Genomic DNA, 19,913 nt, shown 5'->3' on the forward strand with positions numbered 1-19,913 from the left:
ATAAACTATTTTAGCTAGCGCTCAATTGCCTGTGAGGAGGCCGTTCGAATTGTCATCTTTTTACTACAGAACCGTATTCAGTTTCAAATGTACCTTTACCGAACAAATCGGTTACCCATCAAGGGCACCTCGATGAACTCAGTGACCTCCTCAGGGAGACCAGCTGTGTGTCTTACTGAAGCAAGCCTGTCCTGAAGCCTGCCGAAAGGAAGCATGGCACATAGCGCGCATCTTGAGCTGAAGTTGGGTTTAAACCTCCTGAACCGTCCCCAGCTTCTTGATTTGCTCCCTTCATCCTTTTTCCCGCATTCTTTCCACTTATATTCAGGGCTGCCAACAGGGCAGAATTCGCTCTTGGAACGACAAAAGGAATAAGTTGACATGTCAGAGAATATGCTTACTGAAATTCATGAATTAGAGACCACCTTCAACACTGATGAAGGTCTCGTTAAAGCTGTGGATAAAGTCAGTTTCAGCCTGAAAAAAGGTCGGACAGTTGGAGTCGTCGGTGAGTCAGGGTCTGGAAAATCAGTCACGTCCCTCTCCCTGATGCGCTTGATCCCCAATCCGCCCGGTCAAATCGTTGGTGGCAAACTCATGTACCACTCCAGGACCAAGGGACTGGTGGATCTGACTCAGGTTCCAGAGAACGAGATGCGTGACTTTCGCGGGAATGAGATCGCCATGATCTTCCAGGAACCTATGACCTCGCTAAATCCCGTATTTACCTGCGGGGATCAGGTCATGGAAGCCTTGATCCTGCATGAGAAGATGAACAAAAAACAAGCTCGAATCAGAACCCTGGAACTCTTTAACGAAGTAGAGCTTCCCCGCCCGGAGAAAATCATAGATTCCTATCCCCACCAGCTTTCCGGTGGGCAAAAACAACGAGTTATGATCGCCATGGCCATGTCCTGCAACCCTCGTATTCTAATTGCCGATGAGCCTACTACGGCTCTGGATGTCACTGTTCAAGCTACTATTCTTGATCTCATGCGAAAACTGCGTGATACGCACGATATGGGCATCATCTTTATCACTCATGACTTGGGAGTGATTGCCGAAATCGCTGATCATGTGGTGGTGATGTACAAGGGTAAGATCGTCGAACAAGGCTCGGTCTGGGACATATTCTCAAATCCACAACATCCCTACACCAAGGGTTTACTGGCTTGTCGTCCCCCTCTGCAACACCGCTTAAAGCTGCTACCAACCATCTCTGACTTCATGGAAGAAAATGAAGCTGGCGAAATGACCGAGATTAATAAATCAGTCGATAAGACCATTCACGACTTGATTATCACCCCTGAGGAAACTGCGAGACGTCATGAAATACTGTACGCTCAAACACCTGTTCTCACGGTCAGGAACCTGAAGACCTACTTCCCCATCAGGGAGGGTCTATTCAGTAAGGTCGTTAACCATGTGAAAGCAGTGGACGATGTCAGTTTTGATGTCTATCCAGGCGAAACCCTTGGCCTGGTAGGAGAATCGGGTTGTGGAAAAACAACTTTGGGGCGCACCATTCTTCGACTCATTGAACCAACTGCCGGCCGGATCACATTTCACGGGAATGATATCACCGATATAAGGGGTGACGAATTGCGAGATATTCGCAGACGGATCCAGATCATTTTTCAAGACCCCTATTCATCATTGAATCCACGCATCACTATCGGCTCTGCTATTCTGGAGCCCATGCAAGTCCATGGATTACACGCTGATGATACTCAACGCCGCCAGCAGGTAAATGAATTACTGGAACGTGTGAACCTTGATCCAGCACATTATAATCGCTATCCCCATGAATTTTCCGGCGGACAGAGGCAACGTATCTGCATTGCCAGAGCCCTGGCAGTCAAACCTGAATTCGTGATCTGTGATGAATCAGTCTCAGCCCTGGATGTGTCTGTGCAGGCACAGGTGCTCAACCTGTTGAATGAGCTTCGTGATGAATTTGGGCTTACCTATATTTTTATTTCACATGATCTGTCTGTAGTGAAATTCATGTCAGATCGAATGGTGGTTATGAATGACGGGAAGATCGAGGAATTGGATGATGCCGACAGCGTTTACCAAAACCCTCAAACAGAATACACCAAACGTTTGATAGCTGCCATTCCCAGGGGTGACCTGGAGGATATCAAAAAATCACACCAAGCCAGGAATGTCATTTAGTTATTTTCGTTTTTTGGAAGCTTCCTTGAGCTTCTTATCAACGTCGTCAATAACCTTATCAATGGCTTCACGTCGAATATCCTTGGTGGCATCATCAAGACCTTCCACTGCAGACTTTCCTTGATCCAGTTTTTGCTGGATAATCTTCATGGGATTATCTTCAGTCATATATAAATAGCCACCGTAGGCCAAAGCTGCTACTATGAGAATCATGGCCAGCTTGAAAACTTTTTTTAGAAGAAAAATAAGTATCCCGATACCGATGACGCCAGCAATGACCAGGTAAAGGGGGTTACTCATGAGAAGATCCAGCGCACCTTGCATAAGATGAGATCCTTATATTTCAGAGATGGTTATATTTCGACACACCAATCCACATCGAGTCGATCCATCTGGTTTCAGTTCAGAGTTCAAGCGATGTTAAGCGTCCCTCCAGTAAATCAAAACAAAAACTGATTTTATGCAGGCATCCTTACAGTGGTGATTTTCACATCATCGTGCAATCAATGGCATCCAGTGCAATATGAATTAACAGACCGATGCCTACTACTCGTGTTTTTGTCGGGAACAACAGGATGAGATACACACCAATTGCCCAGACCGTGTGCAAAGGATGAAATCCGATACTACAGCGGTTTGGATCAAAAATTGGATCTGCGAATAGATGATCCAGATCAATGAGCATGGTAGCGATCATCAGGTACCAGTAATAGCCCCATTTTTTAGGTAGGTCCAACCATTTGACCAGTCCTGGAGCAGCGAGCGCCGGAACGGCAAAATGAGCAATTATGTGCAGTACTTCACGCATCAGCTGGAGAACAGATTTCCGAGAAAACCTTTTTTGCTTGCGCCAACTTCGGGTTGATAACCCGCATTCCGGATCACTTCGGCTGCTTCCTCGCTGGTTAGATCACCTTCCACGGTGACCAGCTGTTTTGACAGCTTAATGTTGATTGACTTAATCCTGGCATCCGCCTCCAAACCCTGTTGAATACTGGCAACGCAACCATTACAAGTCATATTATTTACAGTAAATACATGTTTATCCAAAATTTATAATCCTTATTCTTTGAATATCATACCAAACATAATTCTATGTGCACACTCCCGAACTTTTTGTACCACGCTTCAGCATAATGAGACCGAGTCCTCTAAATAACACCCACCCGTCTTATATCTTCCCAAACCACATCAAAACACCTATTGTGACAAAACTGGCGCCAGCAATTTTCGAGATGGTCTCAGCGGGAATCCGCGTCTGAACCCAATCTCCGATGAGAACAGCAATTCCAGTCAATACCGCAAAAGCGAGCATGGAACCGATAAACACTGCCCAGGCTGAGTAGCCCCGGCCCGTCATTGCCAGGATTGCCAACTGGGTTTTATCACCCAGCTCCGCTATGAATATGGCTCCAAAAGCCAACCAGACTGCCTTCATTCCAATCCTTCCTTTCCTCCATCAATTATCATTCTCCAATATGCTTTAATAATTTCAAAATTCACCACAAATCATCAGTTCACTCGTTTCAAAATGCGACGTTCAGCTACTAGAACATAGACCACCAGAACTACAAACGTGTTGATAGTAGCGAATAGCATTCCTCCAAAAGAGGGAATCGCCATGGGTACCATGATATCAGTTCCCCAGCCTGAATCAGCAGAATGTGATTTACCGATCATTATTTGATGCAATTAACCAATCATAAACATTAGAAGCCTCAGGATCAATTTTTCCACCGCCAGCCCATTCAGCTACCAGTTCCTGTACAGCCCGGAAATCACCCATGCCAGCCCCGCCATGATCATCCTGGCAGCCCACCGCGACTTGGAATTGAGCTCCTGTGAGATCACTTGAAAAAATATCGCGCGGTAGCATGAAGTGGATCTTTCCGGTCTGTGCATCCCCAATCGCCCCGCTGGAACTGAGCGGCATGTACTCAGCAACGGGCTGATGTTCATCATCTACCAGAAGGATCCCCCCGCTGATGTAAAGAATTTGGTCAGCTTTAAACCCGGTTTTGAAGGAGGCTTGTGAATTCTTGCCTACTTCTGATGTCCCTGAGTTCTTTTCATAGCTAATCCCAATGGCACAGTAGGTCAGTTGATATCCATACTCAGGATGCCAACCGGGGTCGGTCAGATTCGTAAATTTCATCTCAAATAGGTAATCCTTCTGGTTCTCCCCTACCTGCATTTCCAGAATATCTACGATTCCAGCTGCAAACTGTGGGTTGGAGGGATAGGCATAATGACCAGATTCACCACGATCATCACCTGAAGCGTCTATCATATTATGCAAAGTTTTGAAGGTTCCATTCTGAAATATCACTTCAGATTCATTCAGTAAACGGTGCTCCGGACCCTTGAGAACTGGAATCTCACGCGAGGTGTCCAGCACACTGAAAGCCAGGCTGTTCAGTGGATGCTCCAGAGCTTTATTCATCGCCTGGTAATCCGGATAATCGCCAGGAACCGTCCATTGCCCCATCTGCTTTTCATAACGGAGATGAATATCCCGTTGGTCCCAAACAAACTCAAGCGTTGGCATATTATTGTTAACCAGCAGTTCAAATGAAAGATCTATCGGTTGATCTAGAGTTCGCCGAATCACAACTTCAAAGCCAGTTTCAGTATTCTCATATTCAAATTCCCAGAGATCTGGCCCCAAAGGCACAGTGAAACTGACCTCATTCATCCCATTTGGTAGTCTGGGTGCGATCCTCATTTGAGACCTGGATAGGTCAGGTTGAACGCCCAAAATATCCTGGTAAAAACTGCGTAGATATTCAGCCACACTCCAGGCCTGGGAGAAAGTCCCTGAAAGTTGATATTGACCTTCCCGAGGCCAGGCATCGGTCAATTCTGCAATCGTTCCCACTGCCCCCCGGTTAAGAATCTGGTCGGTCAGATCATCAAATAAAGCCTGAGCATAGTGATATTGATGAAAATGAATGGCCTGGGTGATGGTTGCAGCTGAATTCCAGGTCCAGATGATCCCATTGTGATAGGCCGCATCCTGAACATAACGACCAGGCAAATGGTGATAGGGATGAAAATTGGCATCTTCCTGACTTAAGGAAAGAACGCCCTTGGAAGTAACCAATCGCGGTGCCAGAGTTTTAAAACTGACCCAGTCGCAAGTCTCATGAAACAAAGGCGATACCAGGAATACATTGGGACGTATCTGTTCGTCCGGGGAACCGTCAGCATTCAGGTGATCAACGAGATAACCCCCTTTTTCGGATCGATATTGCTCAAGTCCTCTGACAAGTCTTGCTAAAGTTTCCTGAGCTTCCTTTTGAAGACCACCATCACCAAACTTTACAGCCAATCGTTTGGTGATCTCCAATTGATCGCGCCAGATAAACTGAATATCGATAGCCCGGTCTCCACGGGGACTCCATGGTCCATCAGGACCGCGTGCATCCATCCAGGTATCAGCATCAGCATGCCGCAACCGTCCGAGATCATCAGTCCAGTTTTTTAAAGCTCCCTTGGTAGCCCTGCGTATCGCCGGCCAAACTTGTTTTAGGAATTCCTCGTCACCAGTATAGCGATAATAATTCCAAACCGAGCGTACAAACCAGGGGGTGCCATCAGTCGTATTATAGATGATATCTTCAGGTTGAGCCCGATTGGGGATCCGTCCATAGTTTGGATCTGACTCATCAACATTCTGGAGATCAGCAAAAGTCAGCAGTATCTGCCTGGCTGCTTCATATTGTCCACTCACCAGGACTGCACCGGTAAATGAGATAAAAACATCCCTGCCCCAATAATCATCAAACCAGGGTAACCCGGCATAGATCCCTTTTCCCATCTGGTTCATTACCAGTGCATCAAGGGAAGCATGCGCCCACGTAATTGCTGTATTAAGCTCTTGGAGATCACTATTAAGCCGGGTCTTATCCAAACGGTTGGAAATCCGGTTTTGACGATGGTTCTCAGCCTTTTCGATCCACTCGGGTTGAGGATTTGAATTTTGCTCTTGTTCACTTAGCGAAAATGTGATCACGAGCTGTTGAGTAGCGCTAGATTGGGCACTCTGGGTGAGGAAGGCATTATACAGGGGTATTTCGGGAGATCTGGCTGCCTCCCAACGCATAGGTTTGGAAAACCAGAGCTTTAAATATGGATAGCTGGAGGGTGTGTTTGCCAATCGCTTGATCTCGATGTCCATTACCTGTTTAGTGGCAGTGATTTGAAAATCATCCGGCTGAGAACCACCCTGAATAGCTGGTTGAATGTGCCATTGGGTTGCCCGGTCAGCTTCCAACTGAACCACTAAGGTGCGTTGTTCATCAAGCAGGGTCCAGGTCTCATGGATTCCAAGTCTGGGGTACTCACGAACCAGTTTTACCGGATCCACAGTAACGACGGCTGCTTCCCTTGGTAACAATTCATCATCAGCATAAATAAACAGATCTTCAAAATAGTTTCGTTTTGAAGCGTTCAACCCATGCCAGGGCGAATTGTTGTAGCCCCCCACCCGAGTCACCCAGAAAACATCCTGCTTATCAGTATAGGCGATCTCACGTTGGCTACCAGGCTCGAGGTGCATGCTTGGCAGTGTTGCAGTAGAGTCGGAGGAACAGGCCATCAGCAAAAGGATCAGGGGAAAATAGAATATCCTTTGATGATCCTTGACCCAGCTCATCAAAAATGGGTAACCATATTTTAGTCTAGTCCAGGGTTGTTTGATACATGCTTTCATCAGGCTCTCTTCCAATAATTACCCCGGCCTTCAGGGGCTGTGTGAGAATAAGGACAACGCTTATCCCATGCTTTAGCTTGGGGGCATGATAACCTACTGTTTCTTTGGGCTATAGCCCAGTATTGTTGGGTTAAAGCCCTCCTTTTTAATGTTTTTATAACCCCCAGGCTGAAGCCTGGGGTAAGTATCAATAGTAACAGCACTATACGTAGATAACTAAAGCTAATATTGGCAAATAATTATTCCATTGTAATGAAGTTTTCACACAGCCTCTTCAGGCCGGGGCTATAGACCATGGTAAGCATCTATTTAATCAACATCACCTTCTGAACCTGGCGAAATTCCGGAGTTCGTAATTCAATAAAATAGATTCCGGCAGCTATACTTTGACCTTGCTGATCAACACCATTCCAACTGAACTCGTGTGACCCGGCCACATAATGGGTGACACTTTCAGGTGTGGACCATATTTCCCGGCCTCGCACATCATAAATATTGATTCCGACCAAGGCGGCTTCCGGCAAGTCAAAGCGAAGCGTCGTTCTGGGATTGAAGGGATTGGGGAAAGCTGCATGCAGGGCGAATTCCAGAGGCAGATTCACAGCCTGATCCACCCCTACCCAATAGCGTTCATTGGTGAATATCCTGGCTGAGGAGGCTGGGATCGTGTAGGATCCATAATAGTTGGATTCAATGGTCAGTGTGTCATCCTGAGTATATTCATACCAGGTTCCAGCCCAGGGGAATTCCAGATCCAGCACTTGATCTGAGCTGTTAAAATTTATGGCAACCACAACACCAGGAGCTCCATCCAGAGTTCGGTGGTGAACGATTACCTTCTGTGCGTTGGATTTAAACACCACATCAATATTGTTGGATCTCAGGGCGGCATAATTTTGACGGAGCCATATCATTTCCTGATATTTGAACCACAGGGTCTCAAGCACGGGATCCTCCAGATAATGCCAGCGAACCGGATTGTGACTCAGAGTGCGTTCTGTATCCATCCCCAATTCGGCACCCATATAGAACATTGGTATGCCCGTACTGGTGAACAGAACTTGGGCGGCGAGTTCAGCTTTGTTGAGAGCTTGCTCATAGCTTAGACCATTGGTCTGAACCTCAAAAATGATCCTTTGTTCATCATGGCTCTCCACATAATTCACACAGGCCTCCCCATCTTGGAAACCATCAGCGGAATAGTCGATCCCGCGTTCAGTCTTATCCATATCCCACCAATGAGAGCCTTCAAAATCTCCCTGGCGAAGATTGGCTTTCATCTGATCATGAAAAGCATCGTGCCAATGCGATCGAATATGAGTCGTGAAGATCAAACTGCCAATATCAGAGTCAAAATGCTCGGCGATCTGAACCACTTCATTGTCTTCCAGATAGGCCTGGTTGGAAAAATAACTTACACCAAAATCGCTGGCTCCACTCCAGCCGATCCCTGGCGTATGGTCATACCGATACCCATCCACATGATACTCACTGATCCAATGCCGGACGGTTCGGGCAGTCAACACCCGTGTTCCAGTGCGACCATGATCGAAATCAGGAAAACCCCAGGCATTGCCTTCAGCGTGCATGTAGGGTGAATGTTCGTAGTCATTCCCATACATTTGCTCATAAGGAGACGTGCCATCTGCATGATTAAATACCAGATCAACCAGGACAGATATCCCTCTGGCATGGGCTTCGTTCACAAATATTTTCATCTGTTCAGGAGTACCATAAGATGACTCCAAGGCCATGAAGAAGGCTGGGTTGTAGCCCCATGAGTTATCCCCTGAGAATTCTGTAGGAGGCAACAGTTCGATGGCATTGATACCCAGATCAGCCAGGTAATCCAGCTTGGCAGTCATTCCTTCAATATCACCGGATTCAGTAAAATCACGGATCAACGTTTCATAAATGATCAGATCCTTCATTGCCGGTCGCTGGTAGGAATCGTCGGTCCAGGGGAATGCCTCTGCCCCAATATTTATCACTGACTTCTGATTTTCGGATGCCCAATGCTCATTTCCGAACAGGTCGGTCCAGTTCACATCGGTAGCCATGGGGTCACCCACCGTTTTCTCGCCATTCAGAACATACATATACTCATAACTGCCGGCTTCCAGCGGAAGGTTGAGCCAATAGATTTCCTGAGCCGGATCATATTTCATAAGACCGGAATCGGCATCCCAGTCATTAAAATCTCCAATAAGGGAAACGAACATCTTGCCTGGTGCCAGCAAAGCAAAGGTAATGGTGCCATCCAGACGATCATGCACCCCCAAAAAATCAAATGGGGGAAAAGCATCCTCAACGACTTCAGGAATTTTCCAGACTGTCTTGATATCCATCATAACCCGTCCATTGTCACGCCGAGCATAAGCAACCAACTCGTGCCGCCCATAGCTGAGCAAACCAGTATTGGTAGTGAATTCAAAATCACCGCCACCGGAAATATAGCGTGTGTTGCCATCCAACAGGACTTCGACATAATTTGCATCCTGGGTCTCGATCTGAATCAATTGTTCATCATCCAGAACATGATCATTTTCAATATTGGTCATATTGATCAGCGGATCGTTCACACCCGGTTCATAACTAATGGGAAAGTGATAATCCCCGGAACCGGTTCCCTCCCAGCTACCGTCATCCCAGTGAAATACAAAATCGACCATAGCCACTGCCTGATGTGGATCATTAAAAGGGCCAATATCAACCCAATAGACATCGTTTGAATCGGGTCCCAGCAAAGTACTTTCTACTGATAAGCCTGGATCACCATCAACCGTATTCTCGGGTTGATAGGCTGGAAGTGGTGCGATCCATGAATTAACACCCCACCATAGATTTCCTGATCCATCATGCTGTTTGCTGATCCGGATCGTGTCATTAGGACCGGGAAACATGGGTTCCCAGATTCCTGGAACATTCACTGAAATATGAAAATCGATCCCTTCACCACCATTGTTGTCCCAGTTTCCTTCACCATCTTGAAAAACAAAATCCAGGATATCCGCATCTTCCGGGATAGCATAGTGATACATCCACCAACCCTCCGATTGCGCGGTCATGGGAAGGTCATCTACATTGGTCCAACCATTGTAGCCAAGATGGATCAAAACTTGAGCAGGATCATCAGGCAACGCTCCATTAATGGTGTTATAGTAGATATCAACAGTGCCCCCCTGGACAATGGCTACAGGTTCCCAGAACATCACATCGTTCTGAGCATATCCGGCAAGACCTGTAAAAAGAGCAATTATCATAAATACATATTTTTTCATTGGATAACTCCAAAATTTTTAGGTAGAAGTGACAGTGTACTATCCTGGTTTAAGGTTAGCTCGCCCAGCAGGATAGAGTCCATACCGATGGCCGAAAATTTAAAAGTATCTGCTGAGAAATTAAAGAAACTTAACAGTGGGCCATGCTTATAAGCCATGATCTGTCGTTCATTATCAGCTATGATCATTTGAAAACTTGAGGATGAGGTAAGCTGCTCTTTACGAAGCTTGATGATCCGGGACATTTTGTCTGATAACCCCTGGTCACCTTCGGCCCAGTCAACTGGTTCTTTCTCAAATAAACCGGGTTTACGGGTGGCTCCCACCTCCTGTCCGGCATAAATCAAGGGACTCCCCTGCATCAGTGCCACAAAAGCCCAAGCCGTCAAATTAAGATCGGTGTCAGCGATCACTCCCTGTGACCGTTCTTTATCGTGATTCTCTGTAAAACGCATCCGGAGAGCACCCTGAGGATATTGGTATTGTTCCATTTCGTAGGATCGTTTGACCTCAGAGGGGTCGGCATTTCCCAGGGCAAGCTGGGTGATCCCATCCCACATATTCCAGGAATAGGTCATGTCGTGTCCATTGAGGTGCAATTCAGGTCTGGCACCTTCTGCTAGAAAAAAGACCTCTGGTTTGATCTGTTGACAGGCTGACTTTGCAGCGGACCAAAAATCGTTTGGCACCAGTTCAGCTACATCAAAACGATAACCATCAATATCCGTTTCTGCGATCCACCAGGTCAGCATTTCGAGCATGTACTGGCGTAGCTCCTGATTGTCATAATTGAAGTCTGCTACATCGGACCAGTCCGCATTAGGTGAAACAATCTCACCCTGCTCGTTGTGAGTGTACCAAACGGGATGATCAGTAAGCAACTCATTGTCCCAAGCACTATGATTCATGACAAAATCGAGGATGAGTTGCATATCCCGCTTATGAATCTCTTCTACCAGATTCTTGAAATCTGCCAATGATCCAAAATCAGGATTGACGGCATAGTAATCCTGGACTGAATAGGGACTTCCCAGACTCCCCTTGGCTTTTTCCTGACCCAAAGGATGTACTGGCATAAGCCAAATAATATCGACACCTAAAGCTTTGATCCGATCCAGATCTTTGGTCACAGCCTGAAAGGTTCCCGACTCTGAATGCTGACGAACAAATATTTCGTATAAAACAGCATTTTGCGCCCATTCCGGGGCGGGTGGAGCAGAATGTTTACTTGCCTCAGACCTGAGCAAATCAACTTCCTCCTGATAGGGTTCCAAATAGACAGCCCCGTTGATCCCACCAGGACCACCAGTATCTTCAATTCTTAGCACCAATTGGTGAACTAATCCATCTTCAAGCTTATTGCCAATATCGAAATAAAATTTGATGCCATATCCCATTTGTTTACCAAAGAGACGACCGTCCAGCCAGATAACAGCGTTGTCGTCAATGGACTCAAAAACCAGAGCCAGATGGTACCCTGCTGGTATATTTTCAGCCTGAATCTCAGTAGAGTACCAGGCGAAACCGTCGTAATCATTGTCTGCCCAACTCCCGGGCACAGCGGTCATTTCCCAATCAGACCGGTCATGGTCATTATCAAACCACCCAGATCTCAGACCAACCCGCTCCGGGTCATATTTCAAACCCCACTGAGCATTCAGAAATTGTTTTTCAGTTGTAATTGATTCACATCCAATGGTGCCTACCAGCATGAGCGCAATGAATATGGTTAACAAAGAAATGTGAAAGTGATTGGGAATGAATCGTTTATCATAAAACCGATATTGTTTGTCTTCCCGAGTAACCATGGGGAGTGCGGCGATCTCAAAGTTGAGATTGCTTCGTCGTTTCACTTCTCGCAAAGAGGAGATTATGACTCTTTCTACAGACTGAAATGTTGTTTTTAGCTGGTATGACTGATTTCGAAAAGTCAATACGGCATGATGAAGATTTTTCATGTGAAGCTTTAACATAGAACTAACCTTTTACCGAGCCTATGGTTAGGCCGCCAATTAAATATTTTGTTAAAAAGAGAAACAGAGCAATAGCCGGAATGGAGACAATCATGGCACCGGCTGCATACAAACCCCATTCCGTGGTCATATTTGCCTGGAATGATTTCAGGCCAATAGGCAGGGTGAACATGTCTTCGTACCACAGCACCTGAGCCGCCACTATATATTCGGTCCAGGCGGACATAAAAGAGAATAACGCAGTAATAACCAGGGCGGGTGATGCCAGGGGTAGAATGATCTTGTAGAAAGCCATAAAGCGGCTGGCTCCATCAATACGGGCAGCCTCTTCCAGTGAATAGGGAATCGTATCATAGTAGCCCTTCATTTGCCAGACGCAAAAAGGTAAAGCGGTGGAAGAATAGATCACAATCAGACCCAGGTAGGTATTGATGAGATGGAGATTGGAAAGCATGATGAACAGGGGTAGCAACAGCATGGTTGCTGGAAACATTTGGGTCACCAGCAAGCTGAGCAGACTGGCCTCCCGACCGGGAAACCGAAAGCGAGAAAGGGCATAACCTGCTGTGGAAGCCAAAGCCACACCGGTAATGACCACTGTGACAGTCACCAGAATTGAGTTCCAAATCCAGGTGCCCAGCGGGTGTTCTGTAAATATCCTGATGTAATTATCAAAGGTCCAATCATCTGGAATAATCGAGAGGCTCTCGTTCAGTAGATTATCTCCTGGTCGAATAGAAATGGTGATCACCCTGAGAATAGGATAAATGGACCAGGCTACGGCTACCAGCAACAGGCTGTAGATCATGATGTACTGAAGGGGTGTTGTCTTTTTCATATTTGATAACCAGTCTTTTTAACGTCAGAACGTGCTATTAATAGTGTATACAACTCCCATTTCGAGAACACTTCGATACACTCAGTATGGCACCTCAATGTCCGTTCCAGCTCGTTTAATATCCACCGGGTTAATAAGTTTTGATATTTTTGGACTTCTGGCCATTTGTAGTTTATTGAGACAAGGCAATGCATTGTCTTTACTGACCAGGAATTCAGGACGCTATTTACGATTTTTTGATCACCTTCTACCGGTCGCCATACAAGTCTTAGGAATTCGCAATTCACAATTCACAATTCACAATTCACAATTCACAATTCACAATTCATAATTCAATACGCCGTTTCGGTGGCTTTGCTTTTCTGCATGAACTTGATGGAAAAGAAAGCCAGCATGAGAAAGATCATAAAACTAAAGGCAGCTGCATAGCCATAGCGATACAGGTTAAAGGCTGCCCGGTAAACAAAACTAACCAGGATATGGGTCTGGTCACCTGGCTGTCCCCCATTGGAAACCAGCCAAACCACATTGATATTATTGAAAGTCCAGACAATCCCCAAAGTGATGGCAGGGATCATGACCGGCTTCATCAGTGGCAGGGTAATTTTCTTGAACTGTTGCCAGGGAGACGCTCCATCAATGGAAGCAGCTTCATAAAGCTCCTGGGGAATGGCCTGCAAGCCGCCCAGGGCGATGATCATCATAAAGGGAATTCCCAGCCAGACATTGGTAATGATCGCTGCGATAAAGGCATTGGTGGGATCAATCAACCAGGAGATCGGTTCCAAACCAAAAACAGTATTAAGGATGATATTGATCGCACCATAATCAATATTGAACATCCCACGCCAGGTCAGGGCTGTGATATAGCTGGGAACCGCCCAGGGCAGGATCAATAGGACCCTGATAAACCCCTTGCCCGGCAGAGGACGATTCAACAACATAGCCAGTAACACACCAAAAAAGACATGCAAACTGACATTCACCACCGTCCAGATGATGGTCTTCATGAAAAAGTGGTAGAATTGAGGATCAGTAACAACTTTTCCGTATTGGGTAAGGCCAATGATCTGCCAGTCATTGACAGTGGTAAGACCCATATTAGAGAATGAGATCACCAAATTGTAGAAAAAGGGATAAACCACAACACCAAAAATAAACAGCGCAGCCGGGGCTACCATGAGCACACCAAAGCGTGACTCCTTGACCTGAACACCAGGAACGCCCCTGAGTAATGGTAAGATGAAAAATACCAACAGCTTATAGAGAGCCCAGATCATCAGCAGTATTCCAGCGAGATAAACCAGGATGGTCGTGATGTTAAATGCATCAGGATCAATATCCTGTCCTTCGAACAATTCAGCTACTTTTTGCTCTGCCATTTCCTGTTGGTAGGCAGCGCCTACCTCAGGAGTCATGTTGCCACCCAGAACATTCTGATAAGCCGGACGCATGGCATCCCAGATAGCTCGCATCTGAGCTGAGATGGGCATGGCTCTTCCATGCTCCACCTGCTTTATTGAAGTTTGAATAACCGAATTTCCAACTATCTCCGGATGTTCTCGAACCTCCAGCAGGGTTGGTATGGTAGCCAAACGACTGGCATACTTGAATTGGGCTTCCGGGCCGGTCAGGAATTTGATGAGTTCGACAACTTGCTCCAGTCTTTCACCTTCAAGATAGGGATTCAGGTAGTAGCCCTTGGTGGCGATCATGGGTGCCGGATAGAGACCGGTCTCAGCATTGATGGGCAGGACGGCCAGACCAAAATCAACATGGGGGGATTCCATGTATTTGGCCCAGGACCAGGCACCATTGATCAACATGGCTGCAGTTCCCGTGTTAAATTTGGAATCGGCTATATCATAATCGCATTCCAGGGGAATGATACCGTGTACGTCGCGCATATCGCGGACAAATTTGAAGGCTTTAACGGCTGCTTCATTATTCAGGGTGGGATTTTGATCCGCGTCCATGACCCAGCCACCGAATGACGCGTAGAAAGGCATGAAAAAGAACGGTTCTGTAAAATTCCAGACCAGGCCATACTGGTCTATGTCCCCATCCCCATCTTTATCCAGGGTCAATTTCTTACCAAATTCGACCATTTCCTGAAGGGTTTCTGGTGGCCGGTCCAGACCAACCTCGGCGAAGAGACGTTTATTGTATACCAAGGCGAGGTGATTGCCAAGCTCATCTCCGATCTGATAGAGATGATCATTGTACCAGGTCAATCCCTTAGGATCGAAGGCTGCCAGCTCGGATTCAGTGAACAGGTCTTCCAGCGGCTTGACAATATTCATCTCTACCAAGGCACCGGTAAAGTCGCTGGGACCATAAAGCATATCAGGTCCACCTTCAGTAAAGGCAGTGGCAGACATGTAGGCCATGCGAACTTCTTCATTTTCCTTATAGAGCAAATGAACATTGATATCAGGATGATCGGCTTCGTATTCGGATACTAATTCATTCAGAACTGCCCGACTGGGGGCCGGCATGGGATGCCAGAGGTGTAAAGTGGTTTTTTCAGCTGCAAAAGTCGAGCTGATCAGAGCTAGCATGAGGAATAAAACAAAGCAAAATCGCTGAGCCGTGGGTCGATTAGTCCTTGCTGTGGGTAGTTGCTGTCTCATGCCTGTTTCCTTTTATACAAATCGAATCATGCTAATTTACATAATATCTTGGTCAGTACACCAATCTCCTGCCTTCAATTACTGCTCAGATTGCGTCATCCCGAGCGGCTTGTGGGGGCATAGCTGGGATAGGAAATCGCCACATCCTTCCAGGACTCGCGAAGACGCCCTCTCCAGGTTCTTAATAATTATCATCTATCCCTGTTGTAGCCAAAGGCCAAAAATAGAGCAGGGATTCATCCAGATGAGCGCGCCAGGCGCCCCAGGAATGTCCTTCATGCCAAACCCGCCACTGGTGGTCCCAACCATTATTCTCAAAAGTTTCCAATAAAGTTGTTGAGCTGTTATAAATAGAAGATTCATAGGTACCGGCATCCAGATAGATCTTCACTGGCAGCACATCGCTGCTCTCGTATTGTTCGATCAGATCACCAAACCAGATTGCTGATGAGTAAGCCCCGCAATTCCCAAATACCTCGGGATGCTGGATCGTGAACAGTAGTGAGGTTAAGCCACCGAGACTTACGCCTGTCACTGCTCGATATTCGGCTTCAGGCATTGTACGATATTCGTTATCCACCCAGGGAACCAGCTCGTTCACGAACATTTCCATGAATTCCATTTCATATGAATATTCTTCCATCCGGTTGATAGGATCCACAAAAATCCCGATAACCGGTGGGATCAACTCATTGTGGATCAGGTAGTCCAAAACATTGCCAGCATAGCCCAGATTGAGGTATTCATTTCCGTCGTGAAAATAGATGCTACGATAGCTGAGGGTGGTTTCTGCATAATCAGGTGGTGTATATATTCGCACAGCCCGGGTGCGACCCTGGGTCGTATCTGAAAAGTTGGTGAAACTGACCGCTCCATGCGGGATGGCATAAGTTTGAATTTCCACCGGTTGGATATATTCACTCATGGATAATTCTGAGTTGGGACCAAACCCACCGCTACAAGTACTGGGGTTGAGTGGATCCAGGATCCAGTTACCATTCACTACCAATTTGTAGTCCAAACGCGCGTCAGATTCAAAGTCGTAACCCTTGTAGAATAGATTAGTTCCCGGTAGATGATTGAAACCCTGGTCGGATGGATCCCAGCCTGTGAAATCACCAGCAACAGCCACCGATGGATTTGAGCCGTTAAGGTAAAGAAAATAAGCAGATGAATTCTCAATATATGGAAAACCGGTAGTTGTATTCACCCACGTCATAAATGAATCCACCAGGGTTTGCTTGTCGCTGGCTGATGCCTGGTAGACTGCAGTAATAAAATCATTAAAAGTAAAATCAGCTGTTTGAGAGCTTCCCGCATTCACCGAAAAATCGTCGGTATTGCTTAAATTGTCATCCAATAACTCGGGAGACATCCAACAGGCCTGGAGCGCTACACTAAGCAGGATTGCAATCATCCGTATTCTTGTCACCACATTCTTTTTCCTCACTAAAACAAGCACTAGAAAGCTTATAAATTACCCTAACCAGTTTTCAGGTGTACAATACCAATTTAACCTCTGTTTGTGCGTTTTACGTGGGCCATTTTTATAGATAGAGTTGGTCTTTGCGAACACCGCAGGGGTGTGGCAATCCATTTGCGCATCTGCTACGATGGATATATCTCCAACTCTTCAACCCTGATTCAAGAGATCGCCGCCCTCTGCCCGCGAAGACGTCGTGTGTGCAATTTGGTGGTGCACTTGGTATAATAAGCCCTAACTGGTTCCAAATACTCATTTGATCTCGCTTCACTTAATTGAAAATAAGTATCAGAAAAAAAACAGGGTGGCAAGCAACCTCACCACCCTGTCTATAATTACACTAATCGCATCAGCGATTATTTGAGCATAAGCATTTTCTTGCTGAAGTTATGATTGCCTGATGTCATCGTATAGATATAGACACCACTGGTGATCATATTTCCGGCATTGTCCAAACCATCCCAGGTGACGGAATAATTTCCGGCTGAGAGATAATCTGTCTTCAGGGTCCGAACTTCCTGACCAAGTGCATTGTAGATGGTCAACACAACATGGTTTGCCTCAGGCAAAGCAAAGTTGATGGAAGTAGTCGGGTTGAAGGGGTTCGGATAATTCTGACTCAGAGCATAGGATGTTGGGATCCCAGGCAGTGAAGCGATGGATACCGGTCCACAGTCCTGTGGGAAAGGCATGGTTTCATCAGTATTCTGGGAACCAAAACAGTCATCTTCCAACACATAGGTCGGATTGGTATCGTCAACCTCGAAATCACGATTCTCGCCGAAGCCAGCTTCGTTATCCAGAGAATTGATACCATACTTATACTGCTGAGCTTTTGCTTGACCGGCAGTATAGAGATATGAGAAGGTATACTCGTAGCCTTCTGTATCACTTTGGGTCATTGACCACTCACCAACACAGGTCAGGTCATTGCCCCAATCCCACCACTGGCTCAATACACCATTGATGCAAATACCATTGATCTGTTCCCAGGCAGTAATATCATCTGCACCAGTTTGGGTATCGATCAGGGTATCGCCAGCTGCCAAAGCACGGTAGGCAGATGTGATATCAACAGTCCAGGTGACGGTAACATTCTGGGTGATAATATCATCAGGAGTTACGTCAGCAAAATAGACAGCATCCATAAAGATCTCACCATAACCATTTTCATCAGAATCTTCTTCTGTACCCGTTGCGGTGAAGGCGCGGTTGGGAGAACTTTCCCAGATCGCAGCATCAGGATCACCACCGGTGAGAATGACAAACTTGTATTCGTAGCCTGATCCAATAGGAACGTTATCAAAGCTGGAAAGATGAGTATAGATGTTGGTTTGCTCTGGATCCAGGATCATTGCCACTGAACCACCCCAGTTGCCAAAGTTATCATGGTCACCGCGGATGACGATCAAATCACCATTGTCTGTATCAAAGTTACCATTCAATAGCTGAACGGTCATATCAACCTGAATAAAGACCTCAACATTTGTGGAAGCTACCGGTTCCTGATCACTGTACCAGACAGTTGGTAGCACGTTCTCACCAGCGACAACTGTATAGGTACGGTTAGCAGGTAGGTTCTCAGAAGTATCCCAGTTGGCGTTGATCCGGAATTTATATTCCATAGCGCCCTCGTCTACCGGGAATGTTCCCTCCCAGATGCCATCAGCATCAGCATCAGTCAAGGCAGCACCGGTCCAATCATTAAGGGTTCCGGCAACGTCAACGAAATCTGAATCAGGATCAAAGTTACCCAGGGTTTCCTGGAAGCTCATATCCACACTAAGGGTCACGGTAGGACCAGTAACAATCGGTCCGCAATCAACTGGAAATACCATGGTGGAATCGGTATTCTGTGAACCGAAACAGTCTTGTGGAACCAGATAGATCGGATTCGTATCATCAATTTCAAAATCACGATTCTCGCCGAAGCCAGCCTCGTTATCCAGGGAATTGATACCATATTTATATTGTTGGGCTTTTGCCTGACCAGCCGTATAGAGATAGCTATAGGTGTAGAGAGCTTCGTCTTCTGTAGCAGTCATGGCCCATTCACCAATACAGGTCAGGTCATTACCCCAATCCCACCACTGGCTCAATACACCATTGATGCAAACACCATTGACCTGATCCCAGGCAGTGATGTCGTCAGAACCGGTCTGAGCATCGATGAGGGTATCACCTGCAGCCAGAGCATGGTATGCAGAAGAGATATCAACGGTCCAGTTGACAGTAACATCCTGGGTGATAATATCATCAGGAGTCACGTCAGCAAAATAGGCAACGGGCTGAAGGATCTCACCATAGCCATTCTCATCTGAATCAACTTCATCACCAGTTGCGGTAAAGGAGCGGTTTGGTGAACCTTCCCAGATCGCAGCATCAGGATCACCACCGGTGAGAATGACAAACTTGTATTCGTAGCCTGATCCAATAGGAACGTTATCAAAGCTGGAAAGATGAGTATAGATGTTGGTTTGCTCTGGATCCAGGATCATTGCCACTGAACCACCCCAGTTGCCAAAGTTATCATGGTCACCGCGGATGACGATCAAGTCACCATTGTCTGTATCATAGTTACCATTCAGTATCTGAACGGTCATGTCAACCTGAATCAAGACTTCTACATCAGTGGAAGCCACAGGCTCTTGATCACTGTACCAGACAGTGGGAATAACATTGTCACCGTCTAAAACTTCATACGAGCGGTTGGCAGCCAGACTCTCAGAGGTGTCCCAGTTACCATTGATCCGGTATTTGTATTCCATGGTGCCAGGAGCCACATCAAAGGTACCTTCATAGATACCATCAGC

Annotated in this window: 13 protein-coding genes; 1 reads left to right on the forward strand and 12 read right to left on the reverse strand. The window is 46.4% G+C overall.

The window, feature by feature from the left end:
- Positions 1 to 381: 381 nt before the first annotated feature.
- Positions 382 to 2,178: an ABC transporter ATP-binding protein gene (locus U9Q77_02310; protein ID MEA3286197.1), complete on the forward strand. Its 1,797-nt coding sequence runs from the start codon at positions 382 to 384 to the stop codon at positions 2,176 to 2,178.
- Here U9Q77_02310 and U9Q77_02315 read toward each other — a convergent pair whose 3' ends face one another.
- From U9Q77_02315 to U9Q77_02370, 12 genes are all read right to left on the reverse strand, one after another.
- Entirely contained in the window at positions 2,179 to 2,478 is a 300-nt protein-coding gene (locus U9Q77_02315) for a hypothetical protein (GenBank protein MEA3286198.1), read from the reverse strand. It abuts the gene before it with no gap.
- Positions 2,479 to 2,665: 187 nt separating this feature from the next.
- Positions 2,666 to 2,986 (reverse strand): DUF6122 family protein, encoded by a 321-nt coding sequence (locus U9Q77_02320; protein ID MEA3286199.1) that lies wholly within the window; start codon positions 2,984 to 2,986, stop codon positions 2,666 to 2,668.
- Entirely contained in the window at positions 2,986 to 3,228 is a 243-nt protein-coding gene (locus tag U9Q77_02325; GenBank protein MEA3286200.1) for a heavy metal-associated domain-containing protein, read from the reverse strand. The genes U9Q77_02320 and U9Q77_02325 overlap by 1 nt, the downstream gene beginning before the upstream one ends.
- 121 nt (positions 3,229 to 3,349) lie before the next feature.
- Positions 3,350 to 3,616, reverse strand: coding sequence for a TMEM165/GDT1 family protein (locus tag U9Q77_02330; GenBank protein ID MEA3286201.1), 267 nt, complete (start codon positions 3,614 to 3,616; stop codon positions 3,350 to 3,352).
- A gap of 74 nt (positions 3,617 to 3,690) precedes the next feature.
- Complete coding sequence (locus U9Q77_02335; protein MEA3286202.1) at positions 3,691 to 3,858, reverse strand: hypothetical protein; 168 nt, start codon at positions 3,856 to 3,858, stop codon at positions 3,691 to 3,693.
- A complete protein-coding gene (locus tag U9Q77_02340) occupies positions 3,848 to 6,892 on the reverse strand; it encodes an amylo-alpha-1,6-glucosidase (GenBank protein MEA3286203.1) in 3,045 nt (1,014 codons plus the stop codon). Before U9Q77_02340 ends, U9Q77_02335 begins: the two co-directional genes overlap by 11 nt.
- Before the next feature lie 305 nt (positions 6,893 to 7,197).
- Positions 7,198 to 10,173, reverse strand: coding sequence for an alpha-amylase family glycosyl hydrolase (locus tag U9Q77_02345; GenBank protein ID MEA3286204.1), 2,976 nt, complete (start codon positions 10,171 to 10,173; stop codon positions 7,198 to 7,200).
- Entirely contained in the window at positions 10,170 to 12,026 is a 1,857-nt protein-coding gene (locus U9Q77_02350; protein ID MEA3286205.1) for an alpha-amylase family glycosyl hydrolase, read from the reverse strand. Before U9Q77_02350 ends, U9Q77_02345 begins: the two co-directional genes overlap by 4 nt.
- 124 nt (positions 12,027 to 12,150) lie before the next feature.
- Entirely contained in the window at positions 12,151 to 12,984 is an 834-nt protein-coding gene (locus tag U9Q77_02355) for a sugar ABC transporter permease (GenBank protein MEA3286206.1), read from the reverse strand.
- 332 nt (positions 12,985 to 13,316) lie between these two features.
- Positions 13,317 to 15,617 carry an extracellular solute-binding protein gene (locus U9Q77_02360; GenBank protein MEA3286207.1) on the reverse strand — a complete coding sequence of 767 codons (2,301 nt, stop codon included), beginning with the start codon at positions 15,615 to 15,617 and terminating at the stop codon, positions 13,317 to 13,319.
- 181 nt (positions 15,618 to 15,798) lie between these two features.
- The gene (locus U9Q77_02365) at positions 15,799 to 17,052 is read right to left on the reverse strand and encodes an alpha/beta hydrolase-fold protein (GenBank protein MEA3286208.1); all 1,254 of its coding nucleotides are present in this window, start codon (positions 17,050 to 17,052) and stop codon (positions 15,799 to 15,801) included.
- 404 nt (positions 17,053 to 17,456) lie between these two features.
- Positions 17,457 to 19,913: carbohydrate-binding module family 20 domain-containing protein (locus U9Q77_02370; GenBank protein ID MEA3286209.1), on the reverse strand; the 2,457-nt coding region annotated here is incomplete at its 5' end.

This window comes from Candidatus Neomarinimicrobiota bacterium, assembly GCA_034716895.1.
Classification (GTDB): Bacteria; Fidelibacterota; UBA8477; order UBA8477; family JABMPR01; genus JABMPR01.